The 22,519-nt window shown below is 47.9% G+C and carries 25 protein-coding genes; 9 read left to right on the forward strand and 16 right to left on the reverse strand.

What is annotated here, in order from left to right:
• Positions 1-39: 39 nt before the first annotated feature.
• From AAHB90_RS00535 to pyrF, 3 genes are all read right to left on the reverse strand, one after another.
• Positions 40-504, reverse strand: coding sequence for a YciI family protein (locus tag AAHB90_RS00535; RefSeq protein WP_342082951.1), 465 nt, complete (start codon positions 502-504; stop codon positions 40-42).
• A 134-nt stretch (positions 505-638) separates the two neighbouring features.
• Positions 639-1,868 carry a diaminopimelate decarboxylase gene (gene lysA / locus AAHB90_RS00540; RefSeq protein ID WP_342082952.1) on the reverse strand — a complete coding sequence of 410 codons (1,230 nt, stop codon included), beginning with the start codon at positions 1,866-1,868 and terminating at the stop codon, positions 639-641.
• A 39-nt stretch (positions 1,869-1,907) separates the two neighbouring features.
• A complete protein-coding gene (gene pyrF / locus AAHB90_RS00545) occupies positions 1,908-2,735 on the reverse strand; it encodes an orotidine-5'-phosphate decarboxylase (protein WP_342082953.1) in 828 nt (275 codons plus the stop codon).
• Between the two features lie 98 nt (positions 2,736-2,833).
• Here pyrF and rfbC point away from each other — a divergent pair, with 98 nt between their 5' ends.
• Positions 2,834-3,379 (forward strand): dTDP-4-dehydrorhamnose 3,5-epimerase, encoded by a 546-nt coding sequence (gene rfbC / locus AAHB90_RS00550; protein ID WP_342082954.1) that lies wholly within the window; start codon positions 2,834-2,836, stop codon positions 3,377-3,379.
• A 10-nt stretch (positions 3,380-3,389) separates the two neighbouring features.
• Here rfbC and AAHB90_RS00555 read toward each other — a convergent pair whose 3' ends face one another.
• From AAHB90_RS00555 to AAHB90_RS00575, 5 genes are all read right to left on the reverse strand, one after another.
• Positions 3,390-4,070: a type 1 glutamine amidotransferase domain-containing protein gene (locus AAHB90_RS00555; RefSeq protein WP_342082955.1), complete on the reverse strand. Its 681-nt coding sequence runs from the start codon at positions 4,068-4,070 to the stop codon at positions 3,390-3,392.
• Between the two features lie 70 nt (positions 4,071-4,140).
• Positions 4,141-4,800: a response regulator transcription factor gene (locus AAHB90_RS00560; RefSeq protein WP_342082956.1), complete on the reverse strand. Its 660-nt coding sequence runs from the start codon at positions 4,798-4,800 to the stop codon at positions 4,141-4,143.
• Between the two features lie 4 nt (positions 4,801-4,804).
• On the reverse strand, positions 4,805-5,668 hold the full coding sequence (locus AAHB90_RS00565) for a sensor histidine kinase (RefSeq protein ID WP_342082957.1): 864 nt from the start codon (positions 5,666-5,668) through the stop codon (positions 4,805-4,807).
• On the reverse strand, positions 5,655-6,353 hold the full coding sequence (locus tag AAHB90_RS00570) for a hypothetical protein (RefSeq protein ID WP_342082958.1): 699 nt from the start codon (positions 6,351-6,353) through the stop codon (positions 5,655-5,657). Before AAHB90_RS00570 ends, AAHB90_RS00565 begins: the two co-directional genes overlap by 14 nt.
• Positions 6,354-6,383: 30 nt before the next feature.
• The gene (locus tag AAHB90_RS00575) at positions 6,384-6,785 is read right to left on the reverse strand and encodes a hypothetical protein (protein WP_342082959.1); all 402 of its coding nucleotides are present in this window, start codon (positions 6,783-6,785) and stop codon (positions 6,384-6,386) included.
• Between the two features lie 408 nt (positions 6,786-7,193).
• Here AAHB90_RS00575 and AAHB90_RS00580 point away from each other — a divergent pair, with 408 nt between their 5' ends.
• The 3 genes from AAHB90_RS00580 (at position 7,194) to AAHB90_RS00590 (ending at position 8,719) form a co-directional block, all read left to right on the forward strand.
• A complete protein-coding gene (locus AAHB90_RS00580; protein WP_342082960.1) occupies positions 7,194-7,469 on the forward strand; it encodes a SelT/SelW/SelH family protein in 276 nt (91 codons plus the stop codon).
• A gap of 257 nt (positions 7,470-7,726) precedes the next feature.
• Positions 7,727-8,149 carry an Hsp20/alpha crystallin family protein gene (locus tag AAHB90_RS00585; RefSeq protein WP_342082961.1) on the forward strand — a complete coding sequence of 141 codons (423 nt, stop codon included), beginning with the start codon at positions 7,727-7,729 and terminating at the stop codon, positions 8,147-8,149.
• Positions 8,150-8,389: 240 nt separating this feature from the next.
• A complete protein-coding gene (locus AAHB90_RS00590) occupies positions 8,390-8,719 on the forward strand; it encodes a hypothetical protein (RefSeq protein WP_342082962.1) in 330 nt (109 codons plus the stop codon).
• A gap of 44 nt (positions 8,720-8,763) precedes the next feature.
• Here AAHB90_RS00590 and metG read toward each other — a convergent pair whose 3' ends face one another.
• Positions 8,764-10,839, reverse strand: coding sequence for a methionine--tRNA ligase (gene metG / locus AAHB90_RS00595; protein ID WP_342082963.1), 2,076 nt, complete (start codon positions 10,837-10,839; stop codon positions 8,764-8,766).
• Positions 10,840-10,990: 151 nt separating this feature from the next.
• Here metG and AAHB90_RS00600 point away from each other — a divergent pair, with 151 nt between their 5' ends.
• On the forward strand, positions 10,991-11,989 hold the full coding sequence (locus AAHB90_RS00600) for an NAD-dependent epimerase/dehydratase family protein (protein WP_342082964.1): 999 nt from the start codon (positions 10,991-10,993) through the stop codon (positions 11,987-11,989).
• Positions 11,990-12,065: 76 nt separating this feature from the next.
• Entirely contained in the window at positions 12,066-13,472 is a 1,407-nt protein-coding gene (locus AAHB90_RS00605; RefSeq protein ID WP_342082965.1) for a tetratricopeptide repeat protein, read from the forward strand.
• Here the strand turns inward: AAHB90_RS00605 and AAHB90_RS00610 are convergent, their stop codons facing one another.
• A complete protein-coding gene (locus tag AAHB90_RS00610) occupies positions 13,473-14,591 on the reverse strand; it encodes a glycosyltransferase family 4 protein (RefSeq protein ID WP_342082966.1) in 1,119 nt (372 codons plus the stop codon).
• Between the two features lie 87 nt (positions 14,592-14,678).
• Here AAHB90_RS00610 and AAHB90_RS00615 point away from each other — a divergent pair, with 87 nt between their 5' ends.
• A complete protein-coding gene (locus AAHB90_RS00615; protein ID WP_342082967.1) occupies positions 14,679-15,971 on the forward strand; it encodes a M16 family metallopeptidase in 1,293 nt (430 codons plus the stop codon).
• A gap of 68 nt (positions 15,972-16,039) precedes the next feature.
• Here AAHB90_RS00615 and AAHB90_RS00620 read toward each other — a convergent pair whose 3' ends face one another.
• Positions 16,040-17,281 carry a M16 family metallopeptidase gene (locus AAHB90_RS00620; RefSeq protein WP_342082968.1) on the reverse strand — a complete coding sequence of 414 codons (1,242 nt, stop codon included), beginning with the start codon at positions 17,279-17,281 and terminating at the stop codon, positions 16,040-16,042.
• Positions 17,282-17,419: 138 nt separating this feature from the next.
• On the opposite strand from AAHB90_RS00620, the gene AAHB90_RS00625 reads away from it, so the two are divergent.
• Positions 17,420-18,538 (forward strand): tetratricopeptide repeat protein, encoded by a 1,119-nt coding sequence (locus AAHB90_RS00625; protein WP_342082969.1) that lies wholly within the window; start codon positions 17,420-17,422, stop codon positions 18,536-18,538.
• 6 nt (positions 18,539-18,544) lie between these two features.
• Here the strand turns inward: AAHB90_RS00625 and AAHB90_RS00630 are convergent, their stop codons facing one another.
• From AAHB90_RS00630 to AAHB90_RS00640, 3 genes are read right to left on the reverse strand one after another with little or no spacing between them, the layout of a single operon-like run.
• The gene (locus tag AAHB90_RS00630; protein ID WP_342082970.1) at positions 18,545-19,684 is read right to left on the reverse strand and encodes an amidohydrolase family protein; all 1,140 of its coding nucleotides are present in this window, start codon (positions 19,682-19,684) and stop codon (positions 18,545-18,547) included.
• Between the two features lie 28 nt (positions 19,685-19,712).
• Positions 19,713-20,216: a 2-C-methyl-D-erythritol 2,4-cyclodiphosphate synthase gene (ispF, locus tag AAHB90_RS00635; protein ID WP_342082971.1), complete on the reverse strand. Its 504-nt coding sequence runs from the start codon at positions 20,214-20,216 to the stop codon at positions 19,713-19,715.
• 18 nt (positions 20,217-20,234) lie between these two features.
• Positions 20,235-20,675 carry a hypothetical protein gene (locus AAHB90_RS00640; protein WP_342082972.1) on the reverse strand — a complete coding sequence of 147 codons (441 nt, stop codon included), beginning with the start codon at positions 20,673-20,675 and terminating at the stop codon, positions 20,235-20,237.
• 205 nt (positions 20,676-20,880) lie between these two features.
• Between AAHB90_RS00640 and AAHB90_RS00645 the strand changes: the two genes are divergently transcribed.
• Positions 20,881-21,351, forward strand: coding sequence for a Dps family protein (locus AAHB90_RS00645; RefSeq protein ID WP_342082973.1), 471 nt, complete (start codon positions 20,881-20,883; stop codon positions 21,349-21,351).
• A gap of 74 nt (positions 21,352-21,425) precedes the next feature.
• Here AAHB90_RS00645 and AAHB90_RS00650 read toward each other — a convergent pair whose 3' ends face one another.
• Positions 21,426-21,887 (reverse strand): hypothetical protein, encoded by a 462-nt coding sequence (locus tag AAHB90_RS00650; protein ID WP_342082974.1) that lies wholly within the window; start codon positions 21,885-21,887, stop codon positions 21,426-21,428.
• A 12-nt stretch (positions 21,888-21,899) separates the two neighbouring features.
• Entirely contained in the window at positions 21,900-22,352 is a 453-nt protein-coding gene (locus AAHB90_RS00655) for a hypothetical protein (protein WP_342082975.1), read from the reverse strand.
• Between the last annotated feature and the right edge of the window lie 167 nt (positions 22,353-22,519).

Below are 22,519 nucleotides of genomic sequence, written 5' to 3' on the forward strand. Positions count from 1 at the left end.
AGTGACTTTGAGGAGCTGCGCCGGACAAAATGGCAAGAATCAGTGGCTTTTCTTTTCGATTTTCTTGTGAATTTCGAGCGTCTCGGCCAGGGCGGCAGAACCGTACCACATCAGCAATTCCATATCCAGCAGCTTTGCCTGAACAGCCGGATCGCTTTCAACCAGCTTTCTACCTTCCTCGATAGAATCCGCATTGAGGATAAAAATGCCACGGTACTTGTCGTTTTTGAAGAATGGGCCGGCTACCACCAGCTTGCGGGATTCGGCCAGGCGGTTGATATTTTGCATGTGTCCGGCAAAGGCACTGTCCGACTTGCTCTTGGGAACATTCGTCGCGCTTCCGGTTTTGAGGAAAACCATCACATATTTTTTCATGCCGTACTCATCCGCATTCAACTTTCTGGCGAGCGTAGAGTCATAAGCCGTGCTCGTTGATTGGGCTTTGGACGCTTTCGAGGCGACCAACAGACAGATTAGCAGGAGTGTGGTGTACAGTGTTTTCATTGGTGATTGATTTGAGTAGGTTAATAGATAAATGTATTGAAATTTTGACTGAAAATGAATGCACAAAGGCCTCAAAAGCAAGAAGCTGCATGGGGTTGTCCGATGCAGCTTCTTAATATCTGTTTTAACTAAACTTAAAGGTCTGTTTGCGTTTTGAGCAAATCCTCCATCGTCTCCCGACGCCTTACCAGCTTGGCTACTCCATTGTCGATCAGCACTTCGGCGGGACGGAAACGGGCGTTGTAATTTGAGCTCATCGTCAATCCGTACGCACCTGCATTCAGGAACGCCAGCACATCGCCCTTGCGGACCTCCGGCAATTCGCGATCGGTGGCAAATGTGTCGGTTTCACAAATGTACCCTACCACATTATAGTGTTTCAAATCGCCTTTTGGATTGGAAATATTGAGAATATGGTGGTAGGAGCCATACATCATCGGACGGATCAGGTGGTTAAGGCCTGAGTCCACGTGTACGAAGTTGCGCGCTGGGTCTTCTTTCACCACATTAGTAGTCACAAAAAGGAAACCTGATTCGCTTACGAGAAACTTGCCCGGCTCGAACCAGAGCTGCAATTCGCGGCCATACTCCTGGCAGAACAGCTGGAAGCGTTTGGAAATCTTTTTGCCCAGCAGGTCCATATCGGTAATGGCATCGCCCGGCAGGTAAGAAACTTTGAAGCCGCCACCCAAGTCGATCACCTGAAGATCTGGGAAATGCTTTGCGGTTTCAAAAAGAATGTCGGCCACTTTCAGGAATGGCTCGGCGTCCTTGATGTCGGAACCGGTGTGCTGGTGCAAGCCGATAACTTTAATGTCGTATTGCTTAATCACTTCCAGGATCTGGTCCAGAAGCAGGACAGAGATGCCGAACTTGGAATCGGCATGAGCAGTCATGATTTTGGTATGCCCGCCGGCCGCCACATTGGGCTTGATACGGATCATACAAGGCCTGGTATTTCCATAAGTCTGACCGAACCATTCGAGCAACGGAAGGCTGTCGACATTCACAATCGCGCCGGCTTCCACGGCTTCGCGCACTTCTTCAAAATGCACGCCACTGGGCGTAAAGGTGATCTGGCTCGCTTCATAACCCGCGATTTTCCCCATTTCAAACTCTCCGGGGGACACCACATCCAGTTCCACACCAATTTCACGCATCAGCCGCAGCACAGCCAGGTTCGTGTTGGCCTTGCATGCATATTTGATCTTCATATTCACGCCTGCAAAGGCATGCTGAAGTTCCGCGGCTTTCCGGCGGATGGTCGCGCCGTCGTACACGTACAACGGACTTCCGTATTGATTGATTAACTGAATTGGGTCGATTCCCTGAATGGAATAGGGGTAATGGTCAGAAAGTTGCATTTCGATATAGGGATGGTACGCGAGGTGCCGGAGTTGATATTATGATAAGTATCTGTCGAGGTAAACGGCCATCTCCTGTTGGAGCGCGGAGGCTTCCTGTTTCGCTTTCTCCGCGAAATCGGTTCCGTTGCTGGCGTAGATGATGCTCCGCGAGGCATTGACGAGGAGCCCGCAGTTCTTGTTCATACCAAACTTCGAAACCTCTTCAAGGTTGCCGCCCTGCGCGCCCACGCCTGGTACGAGCAGGAAATGATCGGGGATAATGGTTCGTATCTTCTCAAAATCGGATGCCTGCGTGGCGCCTACGACATACATCATGCGCTCCGCGCCCACCCAGGTTTGCGACGTACGCAGGACGTTTTCGTATAATGCCGAGCCCTCAGCATCAAGCCGCTGGAAGTCGGCACTGCCCGGATTGGAAGTTAATGCAAGCAATATCACCCATTTACCTTCGAATGCGAGGAAGGGGGTTACCGAATCGCTGCCCATGTACGGAGCCACCGTGATGGAATCGAAGTCGAGGCCAGACGACGATTTGTCGAAAAATGCCCTGGCGTACAAGCCGGATGTGTTCCCTATATCGCCGCGTTTAGCATCGGCGATCGTAAAATGGCTTTTTGGAATGTACTCGACGGTCTTTTGAAGGCTCTCCCAACCTTTTGGTCCTAACGCTTCATAAAACGCGATATTGGGTTTGTAAGAAACGCAGTAATCCACCGTGGCGTCAATGATCTGTTTGTTGAATTCAAAAATCGGATCGTCGGTTTTCAATAAATGCGCCGGGATTTTCTGGATATCGGTGTCCAAACCCACACACAAATAGGACCTTTTAGTCGAAATTTGCTGGAAGAGCTCTTGATAAGTCATGATTTTGTAAATATTGCGACGAAATTACAACCTCTTCCAATAGATTCATAAATTTGCGGCAACATTAAACTTTGCTCCAACCAACACATAACGACTATATGCAGATTCGAGAAACTTCCATTGCCGGTCTAGTTGAAATTTTGCCAAGGGTCTTCTCCGATGACCGTGGGATGTTCTTTGAATCGTATAATGAGGAGATATTTGCCAAACTCGGCCTGCCCGTAAACTTTGTCCAGGACAATCAGTCGTTTTCGAAAAAGGGGGTGGTAAGAGGTCTGCATTTCCAGAACGCACCTTTCGCACAAGGCAAGCTGGTGCGGGTGATCTCGGGTAGAGTGCTGGATGTGGCTGTCGATATCCGCCCCGATTCACCAACCTTCGGAAAGCATGAAGTCTTCGAATTAAGCGGGGAGCAAAACAACATTGCTTACATTCCCGAAGGATTTGCCCATGGTTTTGTGGCTTTGGAAGATTCGATTTTCAGCTACAAATGCACGAATCTTTATAATAAGGCATCCGAATCGGGCATACTGTGGAGCGATCCGGATCTGAATATCGACTGGGGAGTTACTGATCCGATCGTTTCTGAAAAAGACCTGATCCTGCCTACTTTCCGCGCACTTTTCGGTGAGTTGATCCGGTAAAAGCTAAATACTACTTTTCAAAAAGTTCTTCCAGGGCTTTGGACGCTACTTTCCGGGCTGAATGCGAATTCTGTCCCGTAATGAGCCGTTCGTCCATTTCGATGAATTCCACAAACGGGATCATGGCTTTCGTATAATGCGCGCCACGTTCCTTTAATTTATCTTCGAGGTAGAAGGGGACTTCACTTACAAAGCTCACAAGAGCTTCTTCTACATTCGAGTAGGCTGTGACGTATTTGTCCTGGATCAGCGGTGCGCCGTCGGAAAGCCTGATATTGAGCAATCCGCTAACGCCGTGGGCTATGGCAGTTACCATGCCGTTTCTTTCATAAATGGTTTTTGCAAGATTCTGCAATTCGGCATTTTCGGGGAAATCCCACATGGCGCCGTGGCCGCCGGCGAAGTAGATCAGCCGGTAATCATTCGGAGCAATTTCCGATGGTTTAAAGGAGTTTTGCAGCTTTTGGCGGAAGGAAGCGTCCTCCCAGTAACGGGCGTTGCATTCGTCTTTGAGGTCGAGACTCCGTTCGTCTACCGGTATGGTGCCACCCAGCGGGCTGACGAAATCCATCATGATGCGTCGTTTCGCCAGTACATCATAAAAGTGCGTCAACTCGCTCAGCCAGAGACCTGTTTTGGAGGTTTTGGCCGGATAAGTATCGTGGTTAGTGCAGACGATCAGGGCTTTCATAGCTGTACATGGAATGGCTCCGGGAAATATAGCATAAACCCCGGAAGTTTCCATCATGAAAGCATTACGCTTAGCTCAGCAGCTGATTTTTGTACGCGAACGCGACAGCCGCCGCAGTGCTTTTGGTACCCGTTTTTTCCAGGACCCGCAGTCTATGCCCTTCAACCGTCCGTACACTGATGAATAGTTTGTCGCCGATCTCGGTGGTTGACAGCCCGTCGCAAATCAATTGAAGCACTTCTTTTTCGCGCGATGAGAGCGCTACGTTACATGCATTCGGAAAGAATGGATGCTTGTTGACATGCCGGTTTACCATTTTTCGGTGCATGGCCTTGGAGACGAAGTCGTTGTAATAGAAACCTTCCTCGTGAACCCTTCTGATCGCTTTTTCGACCTCGTCGGGGCTGGTATCTTTCAGTAGATAACCTTGCACGCCCTTTTCGAGCATGTGAATCACGAACCGGTCCTCGTTATACATCGAAACGACGATGATTTTGATATTCGGGAAGCGTTCGAAGGCGGCTTCTGTGGCCTGAATGCCATCCATAACGGGCATTTGCAGGTCCATAAAAACGATGTCAGGCGTGTTGGCGGGCAGGCGGTCCAGTAGTTCCTGGCCGTTGCCGGCTTCCAGTATAAATTCGAAATCGGGAATGCCGCTCAGCATGGAGATAAACCCCTTTCTGAATAGTTCGTGGTCGTCGGCAATTCCTAGTTTAAGGGTGCTCATAGCATTAAATATTCACTCGTTCCCGGCGGAATGGATGTAGTGGTTCAGGTTTATTACCGGATGCCGGGTTCACCGGTATCCTCGCGATGGCACTGGAACCGCCCTTGGCTGGCTGTTCGTACTGGACTGTTCCGTTTACGATGGCCAACCGGCTTTCAATTCCCAGCAAACCCAGCCCTGCCAGGTTGCTTTCCTTTATTTTTTCGGGGTCGAAACCGACACCATTGTCGGTAACCCGCAAACCTATCATTTCTTCATCAATTTCCAGCACAATATCGATTTTTGTGCAGCTCGCATGCTTGATCGCGTTGTTGACAAGCTCCTGCATAATGCGGTAAAGCGTCAGTTCCAGTTTCTGGCCCTGACGCGGAAATTCCTCGGTATTGGATTGGAAGGCGATGACGAGATTGTTGTCCTCTTCTAACTTGTGAATAAATTCCTCGATCGCCTCCATCAGTCCGAACCGTTCCAGGGTCGTAGGTACCAGGTCACGCGTGATGCGCCGCACGTGCAGGATCGTCTCTTCGACAAGCGACTGCGACTTTTTCATAATGCTTTCTTCCTTCTCGTCACCTGAATTGCCTACTAATTTACTCAATTGGTTGAGACTTAGTTTGGTGAGTGACAGCATGGTGCCTATATCGTCATGCAAATCCTGTGCAATCCGCCGCCGTTCTGTTTCCTCTGAATTAAGCGCCGTATCGAGAAGTAAGCGATTGTAGTTTTTTTCGATGTCGCTGATTCTCTTTTCTTCCTCAAACCTCCGTTTTTGATAATACATCACAAAGGCGATCATGCAAAACGCCATGGCCAGCATAGCCAGTGAGGCTATCAAAAGTGCCCATTTTAGTTCTTCACTGTTTTGCATAATCCTTTGGTGAATAATGATAAATGCCTACGCTGAAAAGGAGGGCACAGATAATTTCAAAAATGCTGGGAATGAACTCGGTTATCCCCAGATCCATCGTATTGTTCCAGGTGTATGCATAATGTATGACTGGTGCTATAAATATAAGACTCGAATAATAAAGCAACAGTCCTGAGCATATCCAAAAGAAGGGGAATGTCAGTAAATTAGGTATTTGAAGAGATTTAATAAGTTCATAAAAGTATAGTAAGATCAGCAGGATCATCAAAACGCCTTCAACGGTTTTGGAATAAAGTACAACCCTGTGTTCCCGCATGTTATGAAGGTCTTGATTAGAGTTGACTACATCCCAGGCACAAAAGAAGAAAAGTCCGATAATGGATGCTATTAAGAATCTCCTCTGCGACCTTCCCTCGAACTTGAAATAAAACATCCCGCCGAGTAGTGCGTAAAAAAGCGGGATGCTCAGATTGTAAAATATAATGTTGTTTGTCCTGTTCGAAGCTAAATGGAGCATCGCAAGATCGATTACCAACTTTGCCAAAAGGTAGCAGAAGAGCAATCTTAGCGACTGATCTACAAATGCTCTTCTTACAATAGTGAGTGTTAATGGTAAAACTGTGACAAATACTGCAATAGAAGAAATGGGATTATTGACAATATATGCAAAGTGACTATCGAACATACATTAATAGATTAACGAACTTTCTCGTTCCTAACACTGGCGTGGGCAAAGTGGGCCACCCGTCATAGCTTCGCCTCCGGTGGGCATGTCTTTCAATCCGCCCAATTGTGCTGTCCTAATAATATCCCTTCCATCGGCATCGACAGGCACTAGCACTAGCCGTGGCGTAGGCTTCTTGAATTTTGCAGCCAATGTATCGTTGTCTTCTTCTTCGTCCCTTAGGCCATAGTAGACCCGAAATCCTACACAGTTGTCGCCATGCAATTTAATCAACTCATTGAAAGTGTGAATGCCGAAGAACTCTGCCTTTACGTAGTTTTCGCCCTTATCGGTGAAGTAACGTTCCCTTTTTTGGTGTGGAGTAGTAAGTTCCTGGGCTTCAGTCGCCGAAATCAGCCGACCCTCTCTACCTGTAAATTTTTTGCTGTCCATAGTTTTCGTTAAAAATGTAACAATTATGCAACGTAAATGTAAATAGCCGTTGAGGTAAGGTCAAGCCGCTACATTGCAATTGATTTAACGGTTGTTTTGTAACTAATTGTAAGTCAGTCTAATTTGTTCCATGCTACTTAAAATCACGTAATTTTACGTATACCTGTTGAGCAATACTACGAGGTCGCACTTGTAATGCTACCCGTGCTGAAAAACGGGGATTTTGACGCTAAAATGCTTGGTGAGAGCGCTGTACATTTGTAAAGCGTTAGGGAAGACTTTTCGAAAGGCTTTCTCATCAAGATTAAAGGGTTAGGTTATAGTCGAAAGCCGCGAGGGAATGTCCTTCGCGGCTTTTTTGATTCTATGCCTCCAATTCCGACTTTTGGCATTTATAAAAACGACGACATGAAACCGACGATAGAAATCGAATATTGCCCCAAATGCGGATGGCTCCTGCGGGCTGCCTGGATGGCACAGGAACTGCTTACTACTTTTACCGATGACGTGCATGCAGTGCAACTTAGGCCCTCCGAGGTGGCCGGAAGGTACACAATTACGATAGGAGAGGAGCTTCTGTGGGATCGGAAGCGTGAAGGCCATTTTCCCGAACCGAAGGAATTGAAGCAGCGGGTGAGGGATATTATCGCACCTGATCGCAATCTGGGGCACAGCGACAGGTGAGGTATTTATGGTGTATTTGTGTCAATTTGGCGGGTCAGGTCGGGCGGAATTGTCATTTTGGCACTTGTCCTATTCCCGGTTTGCAGAGGGGGCAATAATTTCCAGTGAAATGTGCTGATTTACTTCATAACGGCCGTTTTGTAGCGTGCAAGCACTTTTCCATAGCATTGAACTACATAGTTTTTGGCTGAAAAACGATCTTTGGCACGCAGTTTTTCGTTAATAGGTAAAACTTGTGAACCTAAAACGCGATAGCTATGGAAAGCAAACTGAAAATACCCCGGGAGATGTTGATGAATATAGATTTTATCAACACGGTGAACGGTGGAATGAGTGAGCCCTCTATCAAGCTTGACAAAGGGTCGGACGGTTTCGAAGTAGTTGTGAAAATTCCAGGCATCGAGGTTGAGGATCTGCAATTGGAAGTTGTAAAAGGAAAAAGAAACTCGAATAACTTAAAGCTTTTCCACTTACTGCCCATATTTTCACAGGAAAATTTGCCCGACGACGAGCAGTGGAAGACAATCCGTTTCATCAATACTTTCGTCATTCCTGATGGAGTAGATATAGATAATATATCAGCAAGATATGACGACAACCGTCGTCAGCTGGTGCTGTTCCTTCCCTTCGGGGACGAACAAGGCGATTATCACCGTAAGGTTGATATCGAACGTTGGTAAAAAATAAAGAGGTATTACTACAAAAACCCGGTGTCTGACCGGGTTTTTCTGTTATAAAGGATTGTTTTCGACGAACTGTTGGAAGTAATATAATAAGGGTTTGGTATTAATCCTTGCGGAGTTTGTACGGTTCTAATAGAATGCATTAAGATTGAGTAAAGATTCCCCACTTTTTCAAAAAAGGAATTTCATATCTGTATCTTGCATTAGAATCCCACAGTGCTCCTCATTCTCAACGTTATGAAAAAGTCAAATATTTTCGCTTTTATTGAACTAACAAAGCTGGTTGAAGAGCTTAAAGTAGATCAGCCAAAACTCAGGCAGAAACTGAAATCGCAGTCGGCCTACTTCAATATTATTGAGCCCAGGTATTTTTCAGAAGGCTTGGTTGGTGAGTGGGAGAGTATACTCGCCGTGATCAAGCAGAAAGGTGCCAAAGTGAATGAAGAAGGCCGGATAGTTTCGAATGCCGTAAGCAACACGATCGACCATTTGACAGACCATGAGTGCCTGTTGCTGGTGGAGCGGGTGCATTCGATCTATGATTCGGTACGCAAAGAGTTTCAATGAAAGAAGGCCCTGCATGGTACGACGCCGATGCAGGGCCTGTAAGCTTAGTTAACGGTTCCGCCGTTCCAGACATCTTTTCCTGGCTGGACAAATGCAAGGCTACCGTCCCGGTCTTCGGCCATAAGGATCATTCCGTGGCTTTCCATTCCCATCATCTTTCGTGGAGACAGGTTTGCGAGGTAAAGCACTTTTTTGCCGATCACTTCCTCCGGTTTAAAATGTTCGGAGATTCCGCTCAGCACAGTGCGTTGTTCTGAGCCGATATCGATCCGTAATTTCAGCAGCTTTTTACTTTTCGGTACATTTTCGGCTTCGAGAATTGTTGCAATGCGGATGTCCATTTTCGCGAAATCATCGTACTGAATCTCAGGTTTTACCGGAAGGACTGTTTTACCTTCCAGTTCATTCAGCCGTTTGGCATCGTGCAGTTTCTGTACTTGCTTTTCGATGATATGATCTTCTATTTTTTCAAAAAGCAGCTTTCCTTCCAGGACGGGCTGGCCGGGTGCAAGCAGATCAGGATTGCCCGCATCCTGCCAGTTTTTGCCTGAAAGGCCAAGTTGCTCCTGAATCTTGGCCGCAGTGAATGGCAGTACCGGCTCGGAAACGACCGAAAGCGTTGCCGAGATTTGCAATGCTATGTTCAGAATCGTATTCACACGCTCCGGATCGGTTTTGATCACATGCCAGGGCTGGGTATCGGCCAGGTATTTGTTTCCTGTTCTTGCCAAATCCATAATAAGTGCAAGTGCCTCGCGGAAACGGTAATTTTCCATTGAATCGGCTATTTTTCCGGGGAACTTGCCCAATTCGTCGAGCGCGTTGCGGTCGATATCCTGCAATTCGCCACGCTGCGGCACTTTTCCTTCGCAGAATTTCTGCGTCAGCACCACCGCGCGGTTGATGAAGTTTCCGTAAATGCCTACTAGCTCGCTATTGTTGCGGGTCTGGAAGTCTTTCCAGGTGAATTCGCTGTCTTTGGTTTCGGGCGCGTTGGCCGTGAGTACGTAACGAAGTACATCCTGCTTATCGGGCAGTTCTTCGAGGTACTCGTGCAGCCATACAGCCCAGTTACGCGAGGTCGAGATTTTATCGCCTTCGAGGTTCATAAACTCATTGGCGGGCACATTATCCGCCAGGATATAGTTGCCTTCGGCCATTAGCATGGCCGGGAAGATGATGCAATGGAAAACGATGTTGTCTTTTCCAATAAAATGTACCAGCTTGGTTTCGCCTTCCGAAGCGTCTTTTGCGGGCTGCCACCATTTTTGCCACCCCTCGTCGGTTCCGTTCTTCTGGATGAGCCAGTCTTTGGTCGCCGAGATATAACCGATCGGCGCTTCAAACCATACATATAGTACCTTGCCTTCTGTGTCTTCGACGGGCACTTTAATGCCCCAGTCAAGGTCGCGGGTCATGGCGCGTGGTTTCAGGCCGTCTTTCAGCCACGACTGGCATTGCCCGAAAACGTTTGTCTTCCATTCGGGATGGCCGTTGACGTATGCTTCAATCTGGGGCTGCATTTTGTCCAGTGGCAAATACCAGTTTTTGGTCGCTTTCAACACAGGTTTCGCTCCTGATAGCGTCGAGCGCGGATCTTTCAGTTCCAGCGGACTCAATGTAGAACCGCAACGCTCGCATTGGTCGCCGTAGGCATTCGGGTTTGCACATACGGGGCAGGTGCCTACAATGTACCGGTCGGCCAGGAATTGCTGCGCGGTTTCGTCATAGTATTGCTCGGTCGTTTCTTCGATGAATACCTTTTTATCATACAAATCCCTGAAAATCTCGCGGGACGTTTCGTGATGAACGGGCTTGCTTGTGCGGGAATAGACATCAAAGGAAATGCCCAGCGATTTGAACGAAGCATCGATCTGCTCGTAATATTTATCTACGACCTGCTGAGGTGTCAGGCCCTCCTTTTTCGCGCGGATGGTAATGGGGACGCCATGCTCGTCGGTACCGCTGATGAACGCTACTTCCTTGCCCGAAGACCGGAGATAGCGAACGTATATATCAGCCGGTACGTAACATCCCGCCAAATGACCGATGTGGATCGGGCCGTTGGCGTAGATCAGCGCTGCTGTGACGGTATATCTTTCGGGATTTGAAATCGGCATTTGAAATCAAGGATTTGAATATGGTTCAAACATAGGAGCAAAGTCGCTCCCCGGGTGTGGCCGGGGTGTAAAATTAGTAAAAAGGCTTGCAATGGTGTGACAAACTACTTTTTTACTGCGAACTTTGACCGAAACAATTTGTTTTGCTTACATGAAAGTACTCATTACCGGTGCGACGGGCTTGGTGGGCAGCGCAGTAGCCAGGAAATTCTTGTCGGAAAACCATGAAGTTTTCGCACTGGTACGCCCGGGAGCGGACAAGCGCCTGCTTGCCGTAGATCATCCGAAACTGAACTGGGTGGAAGGCGATATCCTGGATATTTTGTCGCTGGAAAAGGCGATAGAACAGGTTGATTATGTGGTCCACACGGCTGCCGTGGTGTCGTTCGTGCCGCGCGACCGGAAGATGATGTATAAAGTGAATGCGGAAGGGACCGCCAACGTGGTGAATGTATGTTTGAAATACAAAACACAAAAACTGGTACACGTCAGCAGCATCGCGGCTATTGGCCGTCCTGATAAGCGTAAGCAGGCAGGTACGCAGGCCCTGGTTCTGAATGAAGAACAACGCTGGGAGGATTCACCGGAAAATTCGGAGTATGCTAAAACCAAGCATATGGCGGAACTGGAAGTCTGGCGCGGTATTGCGGAAGGGCTCAGTGCCGTAATAGTGAACCCGACGCTGATACTGGGCGAGGGCGACTGGGAGAAGAGCAGTACGCAGATTTTCAGGTACGTATACAGAGAAAAGCCTTTTTACACGGAAGGCATAGCGAATGTCGTGGATGTGAAGGATGTGGCGGAGATCGTGTACCGTTTGGCCGGCTCCGACATTGCCGGCGAGCGCTTCCTGCTTAATGCGGGGAGCATTTCCTATCATAATTTGTTCAATATGATAGCGGACAAAATGAACCGTAAAAGACCGTCCTTTAAGGTCGGTCCGGGATTGGCGGGGGTGATCTGGCGGGTAGAGGCATTACGGACCTGGTTATTGGGGACAAAGCCGCTGATTACCAAGGAAACGGCACAATCTGCTGCCAGGAAAATCACCTACGACAATACCAAAGTCAGGAAGGCATTAGATTTTCAATTTCAGTCTATTGAGGAAACCGTGTCCCGCATTAGTGAAAGTTTGCCCGGGGGGATTTGAAATCCGGGGAATTATTTTATAACTTTCTTTCATTAATAGTGGTGCGTTTGCCCTCGATTCTAACCTAGCGGTTCGTATGATGGAGAAAAATTTCGGTGAAAGGAAGGACTATATGAAGGAGACACTGCTCAGGTTCGAGAGAATGCTGAAAACCAGCGAGCCGGTCTTTTTTGATTTGGATACTTACGAAAAGGTTACAGTACATTACATTGAAAAGGGGGATTGGGAAAAGGCTTTTAAAGCTTGTGAGATGGGCCTGTCGGACTACCCCTATTCGCTCGACCTGCTGCTCAGCATGGTTCAGCTGCACGCCAACCGCGGCGAGCACGAATTGGCCCTCGAAATATTGGAGCGCGCATCCCTTTTTCACCCCGGCGACATCGAAATTTCTTTCATGCAGGTGGCGGTAGCCAATATGATGGGAGAATATGAAGAGGCGATTGAAATCCTCGAAAATCTGCTCAGCAGGGTGGAAGACCGCGATGAAATTTATTTCCAGATCGGTCAGACTTATCAGAACTGGGGTAAATATGAAGATGCGATCAAGTACTACAAACGGTCGCTCCGCAATAATCTGAATAACGAAAACGCGCTTTACGAACTGGCCCATTGCCTCGATCTGGTAGGCCAACTGGAAAGCCATTTGGAATATTATAATGACCTGGTCGACCGCGACCCTTTCTCGCACCATGCCTGGTACAACCTCGGTATTGCGTTTAGCAAGCTGGAACGGCACGAGGACGCAGTACACGCATATGAGTACGCGACACTGATCAAAGACGATTTCGCATCCGCTTTTTTCCAGCTCGGTAACTCCTACATGAACCTGGAAAAATACGAAGATGCCAAAGTTCAGTATCTCCGTGCGATCGAGCTTGAAGGTGATCAGCCTGAAACTTGCTGCTGCCTGGGAACGTGTTACGAGAAATTGGGAGAATTTGAAACTGCTATTAAGTATTACCGGCAAACGGTGAAGCTGGATAGCCAGTGGGACGACGGATGGTATGGTCTGGGAATCTGTTTCAGTGAGCTGGGGCGTTGGTACGAAGCGGTTGGTTTTCTGAGAAAAGCGATCCAGATCACGGAGTTGAACCCCGACTATTGGCTTGCCCTGGCCGAAACCGAATTCAAGGTAGGTAATGTCGTTTCGGCATTCGAGGCATTTGAAAAAGCGGCAGAAATAGAGCCTTCAAACCCGGATATCTGGCTGAAATGGTCCTATGTGTTGTTCGAGCAAGGCAACTATGCCCGCGCTTGCGACTTGCTGCAAGCTGCGATCGATGAAATGTCCGAAGAAGCGGACCTATATTACCGCATGACCGTGTATCAGATTCACGCCGGACAATATCGTGAAGCATTGGTAAACCTGGAAATCGGCCTGACGCTGGATTATGATGGTCACGAACAGCTTTTCGACTTTTTCCCTGATCTCGAAAAACAAAAAGCATTGTACCGGATTATCGAACAATACCGCGAAAAATAGTTAAATGCTTTTATAAAGCTGAATAAGCTGCCCGGCGATATGCTTTCCCGCAAACTGCTGAACATGCAGCTTTCCCGCTTCCGATAAAGTATTCCTGAGATGAACATCAGTGACCAGTTTTTGTAGCTGTTCGCTGATGTTTTCTGTTTGATAGGGATCCGCATACAGTCCGCCCGGGCCGCCGGCCTCTTCCAGACAGGAACCTTTGGCTGCGAGCACGGCCGTTCCGCTGTGCAACGCTTCGACGATGGGAATGCCGAAGCCTTCGTAGATAGAAATGTAAGCAAATACGTCCGCGGCCTGATATAATGCGGGTAAATCCGGTGTAGATACGTTGTGGCGCAGAAGCACCCTGTCTTCCAATTTCAACCGCTGGATCGTTTCCTTAATCTTTTGCAAATAAGCGGTGGGTTTTCCTACCAGAACGAGTTTGAAATCATGGTTCTTCAATCCGGCAAATGCTTCGACAAGCCGGTGCTGGTTTTTACGCTCTTCCAAAGTGCCTACACAAAGGATAAATGGCCCGTCGATACCGTACTCAGCGCAAATGCGGGTTCTTTCTTCTGCGGCCAGCTGTTTTTGAAATACCGGATTACAATCCTGGTAAATGACTTTGATCTTTGTATCGTCCACACCATACAATTCGATCAGGTCACGCCGGGTCTGATCGCTTACTGCAACCACTGCATCGGCACGTCTGCAGGCCGATTTGAATTTGTGGCGGTAAATGGCGCGGTCGACTGGCTTGAAAAGATGCGGCAGCCTTTCAAAAATGAGATCGTGAATGGTTACTACCGAGCCGATACCGGCAGCTTGCAGCCCTTGCGGAATTTCGTTGCTGAGGCCGTGGTAAATCCCCACTTTTTCCTCGCGAAGCTGTCGCGTAATGCGGGCGTAGCGCCAGTACGCCGATAATTTTTGATCGATAAAGTTTTTCGGGTAATGTATTGACCCCGCGGGAAATCCGTCGAACAGATGGCGGTTGTTTTTGGGGGTGTAGGCAAAATATTCATGGACCGGTTCATGCACCATTAATGCGTCGAGAACGAAGCGGCTGTAATTTCCCAGACCAGTTTTATTGGCAAACGCTCTTTTGGCGTCAAATCCGATGCGCATCATGTGTAACTGCAAGGCTTTCCGGGCAAAAGTCCGTATTTTTGCGGATACCACCGAAAATTATTGGTGGCGATTTTGTGTTAAAAAGGAATGAAGAGAAACAATGTCCGCAAGCGGGGCAACCCCAAAGCATCCTCCCTTACGTTAGCCGAAGAATATCAGATACACACGCTGGCCAACGGGATCCGCATTGCACACAAGCAGGTTCCTTACACGCAAATAGCGCATTGCGGTATCATGCTCGACATCGGCAGCCGCGATGAATTGCCTCATCAGCAGGGACTGGCCCACTTCTGGGAGCACATGGCCTTCAAGGGTACTGAAAAAAGAAGCTCCTACCACGTCATCAACCGGCTTGAAAATGTAGGTGGCGAGCTGAATGCCTATACAACCAAAGAAAAAATCTGCTTCCATGCCTCGGTACTCGACGATCATTTCGAGAAGGCGCTGGACTTGCTCGCCGATATTACTTTCCACTCTGTTTTCCCTGACAAGCAGATCGAGCGGGAGCGGAATGTGATACTGGAAGAAATGTCGATGTATATAGATTCACCTGAGGATGCTATCCAGGATGATTTCGACCAGCTGATTTTTCCGGAACACGCACTGGGCAGTAACATTCTCGGTACGGCCGAAACGGTCAATTCATTCGGCCGAGAGCATTTACACGAATTCATCAATCACAATATCGATACCGAGCGCATTGTCGTGTCGTCGGTGAGCCGTTTACCGTTTTCGAGGGTGATTCGTATGGCAGAGAAGTACCTGGGTGGCGTACCGCATCGCACCACTAGCAGGAAACGGAATGCACCGGTACTTTACACGCCCGTACGCCTGGAACGGGAGCGCCCGATCCAGCAGGCACAATGCGCGATGGGCCAGCCGGCTTATTCATTACTGGACGAGCGCCGCCTGCCATTTTTTATGCTGGTCAACCTGCTTGGCGGGCCGGGAATGAACTCCCGGTTCAACCTTTCGCTGCGTGAGAAGTATGGTTTTGTATACTCTATCGAGGCGAATTACACGCCTTACCTTGATGCAGGATTTACGGGCATATTTTTCGGTACTGAAAGAAAACAGCTGAACAAGAGCATTTCGCTGATAAACAAAGAATTGAAGCGCATCAGGGAGGTGCCTCTTACCACGCTTCAACTGCATCAGACCAAAGTGCAGCTTATGGGACAGCTCGCTATGTCGGAGGAAAGCAACATGAGTTTTATGCTCATGATGGCTAAAAGCATCCTGGATACTGGTAAAGTCGATTCGCTCCCGGAGATTTTCGGCGAAATCGAGCAGATCACCGCCTCTCAATTACAGGAAATTGCGAGGGAAATGTTTAATGAAGAGAATTTCAGTTACCTGACATTCCTGCCCGAGGATTGAGTTTCGATGGGATTTATACAAAAAAGCGCTTACCGGTCCGGAAGCGCTTTTTTCTTGAATACTAAGAGCTATTTAGCTTCTGCCCTGTAATACATCGTCGAGGTATTCTCAGGTCTCAGGATATTTTTTGCCGCGTTATGAATATCGGCAGGAGTCAGTGCCCTTATAATCTCTGCATCGCTATTGGCCCAATCCACATTGCCTGCATTTGCTGCAAATGCCAGGTTCATCGCCCGGTTGAGCAGTTCGACTTCCGAAAATGCCAGCGATGCCTCAGATTGGTTTTTCACTTTTGTTACCTCTTCCTCGGAAGCGCCATTTTCAACAATTTCCCGCAAAATTTCCGTCACCGCAGCATCGGCTTCCTCTAAGGTGATACCGGGGTTCAGGTTTCCTTTGACCATTATTAATCCAGGGTCCAGAGAAGAAACAATGCTCGCGCTAATGCTGTTGAATAGCGCGCGCTCTTTCAATAATTTCTGATATAAACGCGAAGATTTCCCTCTCCCCAGGACGTCGCTGAGCAAGTCTCCCGCATAAAAGCCCGGCTCATATCTGCCGGGCATATGGAAAACCTTGATCAACGAATTAAGCGGAACCGCGGCTGAGACTTCGAGATGTCTGGCTTCGGTTTGTACCGGCTCGACGGGAAGGTTGCGGACATAAGCCGGCCCGGCAGGGATACTTCCAAACCATTTTTCGGCCAGTTCCTGCACTTTTTCAAATGTTACGGCACCAGCGACCACCATCACCGCATTATTGGGACGGTAGAAACGGAAGAAAAAATCCTGGACGTCGTCCATGGTAGCGCGTTCGATATGACCAATGTCTTTACCAATCGTGGCCCAGCGGTAAGGGTGCTTTTTGTAGGCTAATGGCCGTAATTTCAGCCACATATCGCCGTAAGGTTGATTAAGATACCGCTGCTTGAATTCTTCGATTACCACCTTGCGCTGCACTTCCAGCACATTAGGGTCGAAAGAAAGGCTCAGCATTCGGTCCGATTCCAGCCAGAATGCCGTTTCTACATTATCGGCAGGTAATGTGATGTAGTAATTGGTGATATCCGGAGAAGTGAATGCATTGTTTTCGCCGCCCACATTCTGCACGGGAACATCGTAGCTGGGAATGTTTTTGGAACCTCCGAACATCAAATGCTCGAACAAATGCGCAAAGCCGGTACGTTCTTCGTCTTCATCCCGGGAGCCTACATTGTACAGGATATTAACCGCAGCCATGGGTGTTGAAAAGTCTTCGTGGACAAATACCCGAAGGCCGTTACCCAGTGTAAACTGCTTATAGCGAATCATATTGTCAAGTAAGGAAGTTGATTAGGTACAATTTGACCAAAATAAAGCGTGAGGCCGAAACCCGCACATTCAATTATGGGTTATAAACAAAGCTACTGTTCAGCTGGGATACCACCAAACCAATTTGAGTCGAAAGCCATGCAAATTACACTTCGTTCCCTGGGCCTGTGGGTTTTTCTCGCCCTATGCTCATTTCAGTCCCATGCACAAATACTCAATGACCCAGCCTCGTTAAAGAACATCCAAAACAGCCTCGATAAAATATATAATTACGAGTTCGATGAGGCCGTCCAGATTATAGACCAGGTGGAGAAAAAGTATCCTAATCACCCGGTTTCCTACATTCTCGACTCATTTATTTTGTATTGGAAATACCTGCCCATCAAGGACAATCCTTCCAAATCGAAGGAATACATCCAAAAGCTCGACCAATGCCTGGAAGCAATCAACAAGCGTTATGGAAAGAATAGCCTCGATCCGGAAGCAGTTTTTTACACAATGGTAGCGAGAGGTTATATGGCGATGATCTACAACTACCGCGGGGAAATGATGGCGGCGGCAGGCGAGGGGAAAAAAGCGTATAATGCTTTCGTTGAGGGTTTTAAGCTGCTGAATAAAAACCCTGAATTCTACTTCACGTCCGGCATGTATAACTATTATGTGGAAGTGTACCCGGAAGAGCACCCGATCGTGAAGCCGCTGCTGGTTTTCTTTAAGAACGGGGACAAAGCATTGGGTCTAAAGCAGATCGATACGGCCACGAAGGTAGGTACGATCACCAAAGCGGAGTCTTGCTATTATATTTCACACATTTACCTGAAATACGAAGCCAAGCCTGAAAAGGCGGTTTTTTATATGGAAAAGCTCGTGGATTCGTACCCGAGAAACCCTATTTATCTGATGAAACACGTGGAAGCACAGTTGCTTTCGGGGAAATACGACCAGGCGCATGAAGGCGTGCAGCTTCTTCGTAAACAAAGTGCCGGGTTTTATCCGGTCGCCTGGCGGACCTTTCAGGGGATTTTAGAAGAAAAGGATCGAAAAAATGATGCGGCCGCTCAGAAAGAGTATCTGGCAGCACTCAAAACGCCGCACGACGACCAGTACACGAAAGAATATCACGCATTCGCCTATGCAGGGCTCGCACGCATTTCCGCGCGGGCAGGCAATAAGGCCAAAGCCAGGGAGTATTATAAAAAATGCCTTGGCAAAGCGGAGTACCGGTCGGTCATACGCGAAGCCAAGGCATTCAAATGAGGCCGACTAGTTAGGGAAAAGGCTTTTGTCGAGTCCCGGGATGATTTTCAATGCGTTTTTATAATAGAGCTTTTTCAATACCTCGTCGGATAGCCCCATACCGTACATGCGCCAGAATGCGTGGTATTTTTTGTGGTAAGGGAAATATTCATCCTCGGTTTCGAGTACACGGAAGTAGGTAGCGTATTCGGACGGTACCCAGCTGTCTTTCCCAAAAAGGACACGGTCCTGGTATTTATCAAAAAACTTCTTCGCGGCGCGTGGCTGACGGCCTAGTTCGGCTATTACCGCGCCTATTTCCACATACATATTAGGGAAAGCGATCATCAGGCTGTCGAGCTTTCTGAGGTTGTTGGGATACCAGCCCATATGCGCATTGATGAACGTCGTTTTCGGGTTCATTCTGAAAATGTGGTGTTGCTCGGCAATCAGCGAATCGAACGGGATCGGATCGTTGGCGCCACGCCGGCGTCCCGGATGTGTTTTCAGTTCCAGCCAACGCTCGTTATAACGGTCCATGGGATCCCAAAAGGACGGTACGTCGGCTGTGTGGATCAATACCGGGATACCCAGCTCGCCGCATTTCTGCCAAACCGGCTGTAAGCGCGGATCGCTTACCGGCACGCGGTTGCCTTTGTCGTCCTTAATACCTGCGAAACCAAGGCTTTTGTAGATTTTCAAGCCTTTGGCGCCCATTTTTACATCTTCCTCCAACTGTTTCACAGCCTTCTGCGACCAATCTTTTTCGCCGAAACCTTTGAATTGCAGGTTCGTAAAAACAGCGATACGCTTTGGCTCGTTTTTGGCCACGTTTTCCAGAGAACCCTTCAATGTAGCCGTTCCCTCCGCCCATTCCTGCGACCAGCCGCGACCGCTGAGGTTCACCATGATTCCCATATTCAACTCGTCCATCTGCTTCACGAGCCCTTTCAGGTCTTGTGTCGGCATTTGATATTGGTGATTGTGCACGTCGATAAACGGGAATTTCGCTCTTTTCAGCGGGTGTTCTTCCACTTTGAGCGTGGAAATAGGGTCGTATTCTTCAAATCCGAGTGGTTGCTCGGTAAGCGGCGCAGATTGTTGCTGAGCGCAGGCGGAGAAAGAGATACCAATGCTAACGGAGAGTAACAGTAGTGTTTTTTTCATGCAATCTATTATTTAACAGGATCGTTGGCTAGGCAATACCCGGAAATGCCCCGGGTTTATAAATCAATGCAACACAGTGCGCGGCAATACCCTCTTCCCTTCCCACAAAACCCAAATACTCGGAGGTAGTTGCCTTGATAGAAATAGCTTCTTCTGAGATGCGGGTAACCTCGGCCAGGCAGCTTTTCATAGCCGGGATATGTGGATTGAGTTTCGGGTTTTGCAAAACGATCGTCACATCTACATTGCCGACTTCATATCCTTTTTCACGGATCATTTCCAGGACTTTGGCGAGCAGAATCTTGCTGTCGACGCCCTTCCATTGCGGGTCTTTGTCGGAAAAATGGTAACCGATGTTGCGGAGATTGGCCGCGCCCAGGAGCGCGTCGCACATCACGTGACACACCACGTCGGCGTCGGAGTGCCCTTTGGCTCCATGGGTGTGTGGGACTAAAATACCGCCGAGCCAAAACGGCCGGCCTTCTACTAATTGATGAACATCGTAGCCCTGGCCTACGCGGAATGGGAACATATTAATTTGTACTCTCAGTTATAGGTTATCTAACTTTCTTTTAATAGCCTCGATACTATCATCAAGCTTTTTGGTTTTGCCTCTATGTTTCGCCAATGCCGCTTCTAGCCGATCGGTATGCTCCTTCGCCAGATCGAACTTTCTCATCATGTATTCGTACAATAGCGAAAGGTCGTCCTTCGCGAGCGTGTTTCTTGCGTAGTTCTCAATATTGATGGCGTTTTTTCGGGCGATTGCAAATACGTCAAGAAGCGTTCTATGCAACTTGGCATGTTTCATCTCATAAATTTGCTGTTGACGCTTCGTCCGCGCGGCCACGGAAGCGACGGATCGGATGTCGTTTGCCATGTTAATGTCGAGCAAACGTATCTTATTGAGATCATTATCAATTCTGTCGAGGACAAGGTAGATATCTGCCGTCATTTCTTCCAGGTTACTGATTCTTTCGCTGTCTTTCATAAAAGATAGGTTAACAAATATAACAATTCTTTCCTACCTATACGGAAGAACAGTGCTTTGGTAACGATATATCATGCAGCAATTTTCCTGCGGAAAAAAATGTCAGTAAAATCGCATTTTTTGACATTGCAGGGCAACTTTTTATCAATTAGCTTTGGTTACGTATATGAGCCTACACAATTAACAACAGCAAATACAAAGACGCATGAAAACCAACATCGGAATATCGGACGAGCATACCCAGGCCGTAGCCTACCAGTTGAACAAGTTGCTCGCCAACGAGTTTGTACTTTATACCAAAACCCGCAACTATCACTGGAATATCGGTGGAATGAATTTTTTCGAATTGCATAAGCTTTTCGAAGGACAGTACGAGCAATTACAGGTGATCCTGGACGATATTGCAGAACGTATCCGCGCCATCGGCCACTATTCGGAAGCGCGCCTGGTGGACATTCTTAAACTGACCGACCTCCTCGAACCGGAATATACCACCGACGAAAAAACGCAGTTGCAGAACCTGCTGAACGACCACGAAACGATCATCCGCCTTCTTCGTCCGTTAGTGACCGAATTTGCAGATACTTACAAAGACCTCGGGTCAAGCGATTACGTGACCGGCCTTCTCAGAGAACATGAGAAAATGGCCTGGATGCTCCGCGCATTCCTGAAATAAGCGAGGGTAACTAAAAGGAAAAAGCCGGTCGGATCGTAATGTCCGCCGGCTTTCGTGTGTACAGGTTAATATTTTTACTTGTTGTTCAGCTGCATTTCAGTTTTAATCCTTTCGATTTCCTCCTGTTGTGCGACCGATTTGAAATAGAAATACAATCCGGCGATCAGGAAAATTTTCGACAGGATGAAAACGGCAATAAATGCCGGACGCCACAGTTTATGCACTTTCATGTGCGTATCGTTCACCTCTACGTCGAGGTATTGCCTGGCATAGACCGGTTCTCCCATGTCGGAACTGCTACGGCCTTTTTTCTCGCGAATGCTTCTAAGCAATATGATTTCCCTCACATCCTCGGGTGGTGGTACTGACCCTTCCGCAAAGTAGCGTTTGATATTTAATTCAAGATCATTTACATATTCGGACATTGTCTGATCGGACAGCATCATTTCTGCCACGAGTTGCCGCTCCTCTTCGTTGGCGAGTCCCATTAAATGTGATTCGAGAATGCCGCTCTCGATAAATTCCTGCTTGCTCAATGTGTGTAAGATTTATGCGTTGCGGTATGATTTAAAAAACTCGTGAAAAGAACGAAGCACTTCGCTTTTGGATATGTTCAATTTGCCGGCGACTTCCTCTGGTGTGAATCCCTGACGGAACGCAAGGTCGAAAATGCTTTGCGGCGAGGTATCGCCATTCGCATAATCGGCGCCTACGGGCGCAAGGGCGGTTAGCTTGCGCTTGGCTTCCACTGCTTTGGCCCTCGCCAGCTTGATCACGCACGCGGCAAAGGTGAAGGGATAACTATTGCAAGATTGTAATTGCGGCGAGGAAAACACACTTACCAGCACTTCCTGAGCCAGATGCACCTGGGGCAGGATTTGTAAAATAATCCCATATGCCATGGCTCCGTACTGATCATACACTTCAAGGGAAGTGAGCGTTTTTGGCTTCGAAAGTGCGCTACCGTCGAGTCCATTTTCAGCTCGTTCTAATTCATTCATATATGCGGGTAATTGATCGGATATTTGGTGGGGTAAATCAGGAAGCTTTTTTATAACATTGAATTTAAGGAAGTTTTGAAGAAATAGTGTGAGGCGTGACGGGTAAATTTAATGGAATGCTCAGTAAAAAGATCAGTTGTTTGTAAAAAGTTAGCTTAAAGTTGTCA

Source organism: Dyadobacter sp. OTU695 (assembly GCF_038440355.1).
GTDB lineage: Bacteria > Bacteroidota > Bacteroidia > Cytophagales > Spirosomataceae > Dyadobacter.

Bases quoted from the DNA above. Each gene is read 5' to 3' on its own strand.
- AAHB90_RS00535 (WP_342082951.1), bottom strand. From the start codon at position 504: ATGAAAACACTGTACACCACACTCCTGCTAATCTGTCTGTTGGTCGCC.
- lysA (WP_342082952.1), bottom strand. From the start codon at position 1,868: ATGCAACTTTCTGACCATTACCCCTATTCCATTCAGGGAATCGACCCA.
- pyrF (WP_342082953.1), bottom strand. From the start codon at position 2,735: ATGACTTATCAAGAGCTCTTCCAGCAAATTTCGACTAAAAGGTCCTAT.
- rfbC (WP_342082954.1), top strand. From the start codon at position 2,834: ATGCAGATTCGAGAAACTTCCATTGCCGGTCTAGTTGAAATTTTGCCA.
- AAHB90_RS00555 (WP_342082955.1), bottom strand. From the start codon at position 4,070: ATGAAAGCCCTGATCGTCTGCACTAACCACGATACTTATCCGGCCAAA.
- AAHB90_RS00560 (WP_342082956.1), bottom strand. From the start codon at position 4,800: ATGAGCACCCTTAAACTAGGAATTGCCGACGACCACGAACTATTCAGA.
- AAHB90_RS00565 (WP_342082957.1), bottom strand. From the start codon at position 5,668: ATGCAAAACAGTGAAGAACTAAAATGGGCACTTTTGATAGCCTCACTG.
- AAHB90_RS00570 (WP_342082958.1), bottom strand. From the start codon at position 6,353: ATGTTCGATAGTCACTTTGCATATATTGTCAATAATCCCATTTCTTCT.
- AAHB90_RS00575 (WP_342082959.1), bottom strand. From the start codon at position 6,785: ATGGACAGCAAAAAATTTACAGGTAGAGAGGGTCGGCTGATTTCGGCG.
- AAHB90_RS00580 (WP_342082960.1), top strand. From the start codon at position 7,194: ATGAAACCGACGATAGAAATCGAATATTGCCCCAAATGCGGATGGCTC.
- AAHB90_RS00585 (WP_342082961.1), top strand. From the start codon at position 7,727: ATGGAAAGCAAACTGAAAATACCCCGGGAGATGTTGATGAATATAGAT.
- AAHB90_RS00590 (WP_342082962.1), top strand. From the start codon at position 8,390: ATGAAAAAGTCAAATATTTTCGCTTTTATTGAACTAACAAAGCTGGTT.
- metG (WP_342082963.1), bottom strand. From the start codon at position 10,839: ATGCCGATTTCAAATCCCGAAAGATATACCGTCACAGCAGCGCTGATC.
- AAHB90_RS00600 (WP_342082964.1), top strand. From the start codon at position 10,991: ATGAAAGTACTCATTACCGGTGCGACGGGCTTGGTGGGCAGCGCAGTA.
- AAHB90_RS00605 (WP_342082965.1), top strand. From the start codon at position 12,066: ATGATGGAGAAAAATTTCGGTGAAAGGAAGGACTATATGAAGGAGACA.
- AAHB90_RS00610 (WP_342082966.1), bottom strand. From the start codon at position 14,591: ATGATGCGCATCGGATTTGACGCCAAAAGAGCGTTTGCCAATAAAACT.
- AAHB90_RS00615 (WP_342082967.1), top strand. From the start codon at position 14,679: ATGAAGAGAAACAATGTCCGCAAGCGGGGCAACCCCAAAGCATCCTCC.
- AAHB90_RS00620 (WP_342082968.1), bottom strand. From the start codon at position 17,281: ATGATTCGCTATAAGCAGTTTACACTGGGTAACGGCCTTCGGGTATTT.
- AAHB90_RS00625 (WP_342082969.1), top strand. From the start codon at position 17,420: ATGCAAATTACACTTCGTTCCCTGGGCCTGTGGGTTTTTCTCGCCCTA.
- AAHB90_RS00630 (WP_342082970.1), bottom strand. From the start codon at position 19,684: ATGAAAAAAACACTACTGTTACTCTCCGTTAGCATTGGTATCTCTTTC.
- ispF (WP_342082971.1), bottom strand. From the start codon at position 20,216: ATGTTCCCATTCCGCGTAGGCCAGGGCTACGATGTTCATCAATTAGTA.
- AAHB90_RS00640 (WP_342082972.1), bottom strand. From the start codon at position 20,675: ATGAAAGACAGCGAAAGAATCAGTAACCTGGAAGAAATGACGGCAGAT.
- AAHB90_RS00645 (WP_342082973.1), top strand. From the start codon at position 20,881: ATGAAAACCAACATCGGAATATCGGACGAGCATACCCAGGCCGTAGCC.
- AAHB90_RS00655 (WP_342082975.1), bottom strand. From the start codon at position 22,352: ATGAATGAATTAGAACGAGCTGAAAATGGACTCGACGGTAGCGCACTT.